Source organism: Lactiplantibacillus xiangfangensis (genome assembly GCF_001438845.1).
GTDB classification, from domain to species: Bacteria; Bacillota; Bacilli; order Lactobacillales; family Lactobacillaceae; genus Lactiplantibacillus; species Lactiplantibacillus xiangfangensis.
In genome coordinates, this window is the sequence record NZ_JQCL01000083.1 from 1 (window position 1) to 1689 (window position 1689).

At 44.3% G+C, this 1689-nt stretch carries 2 protein-coding genes; both read left to right on the forward strand.

All coding sequences use genetic code 11. The features are described from left to right. The first annotated feature begins 70 nt into the window (after positions 1-70). Positions 71-745 (forward strand): helix-turn-helix domain-containing protein, encoded by a 675-nt coding sequence (locus IV64_RS11235; protein ID WP_057707346.1) that lies wholly within the window; start codon positions 71-73, stop codon positions 743-745. After that, complete coding sequence (locus IV64_RS11240; RefSeq protein ID WP_056962884.1) at positions 742-1635, forward strand: IS3 family transposase; 894 nt, start codon at positions 742-744, stop codon at positions 1633-1635. The genes IV64_RS11235 and IV64_RS11240 overlap by 4 nt, the downstream gene beginning before the upstream one ends. The last annotated feature ends 54 nt before the right edge of the window (positions 1636-1689 follow it).

Genomic DNA, 1689 nt, shown 5'->3' on the forward strand with positions numbered 1-1689 from the left:
TGCGATAATCCCTTTATGGTTGTCAGATGAAATACAATAATTCATCTGATGATTATGGAGGGATTTTTGTATGTCCAGATCTAAGTTCACGGCTCTTGAGAAACTTAAATTGCTCGAGGAATTTAAGGAGTCGGATTTACCCAGAGCCACTTTTGAAAGACAACATGGCATTGGTAAGGACTCACTTAAACGTTGGTCGCTGCGTTACGAACGAGATGGCCTTGAAGGATTGGAGGAAGCAAGGAAGAATATTCACTACAGCAAGGAATTAAAGGAAACTGTTGTCTTTGCCTATCTGAATGGCGAAGGTACGCTAGAGAACTTGGCAAACAAGTATGGATTACGCAACGTTGCTCAAGCAAAGACGTGGCTTGATACGTATAATGGAGACAAACCTTTGACGGCATCGCCGTCCAGAAAGCAGGTCCCCACTATGCGTAAGAAGACAACTTTCGAAGAGCGAATCGAAGTCGTTGAGTATGTGGTAAAACACAAGCACTCATACACTGAAGCCGCTAAGCATTTTCAAGTTTCATATCAACAAGCACGGTCTTGGGTGCTTAAGGCAAAGAATGGCGGTTATGAGGCTCTCGTTGATAATCGTGGCCACCACAAAGATGAGTCAGAACTAACTGATCTCGATAAAGCAAACCTTCGTATTCGCCAGCTCGAAGCTGAGCTCAAAGACAAAGAATTGGTGGAACAATTCGCAAAAAAATTGCTGGAACTCCAGCGCAAGGGGTGAATAAACAACATCGACAGGCCTACCTCGCAATTAAAGAGACCAGTCAAGGCAAGCGCGGTGCAGTTACCAAGTTATTAGCTGTTGTCGGAGTAAGCCGGCAGGCTTACTACAAAGGATTAAAGCGAGAAGAAACGGCTTGGGAAGCCCGCGATCGTCGGCTCAAGGAACGGACACAACACTGGTTTGATTTCCATCATCAAGGTATTGGTGCTGGAAATCTGTTAGTCAACCTTCAGCATGACGAGTCAATTACTTTTGAAGTTACTCATAAAATGGTTCGACGAGTGATGCGAGAACTTGGATTGAAATGCCAAATTCGAGTTAAAAAACACAGTCGCCAAAAAGCTAGTGAGCAATACATCCAAGACAATGTCTTAAACCAAAATTTTGATACGGATGCGCCTAATAAAGTCTGGTTGTCCGACTCGACCGAACTGAGATTTGGTCCAAACGGCGAATATAAAATTCGGTTGAGTGGCGTTCTTGATCTCTATGGACGACTTCTCTTGTCACACCATCTTAGCGTCACTGAAACTTCAGCTGCGGAAATCGAAGTGTTCCAACGTGCATTTGATAGTGTCGGAGCCGTTCATCCATTGATTCATACGGATCGCGGCTCAGCTTACACTTCTGGCGCCTTCAATAATTTTCTTGCACGTTACGATGTAACTCGTAGCATGTCTCGTCCGGGCACGCCATTCGATAATGCGCCAATGGAACGTTGGTGGAATGAGTTCAAATTGCGCTGGATGGATCGTCATTCGATGCCTAAGACTCTCCAAGAACTCGAGAAACTGGTTGAAGAAGGTATTGAATACTTCAATTGCCACAATCGTTCAGCACAAAGAAACGGCCTCACTCCAGATGAATACTGGAATGAAGCCGCTTAGAGACAGATTTAACTTTATAATATTTCATCTGTCAACTTGACAGGGACTAGTGCA

Bases quoted from the DNA above. Each gene is read 5' to 3' on its own strand.
- IV64_RS11235 (WP_057707346.1), top strand. From the start codon at position 71: ATGTCCAGATCTAAGTTCACGGCTCTTGAGAAACTTAAATTGCTCGAG.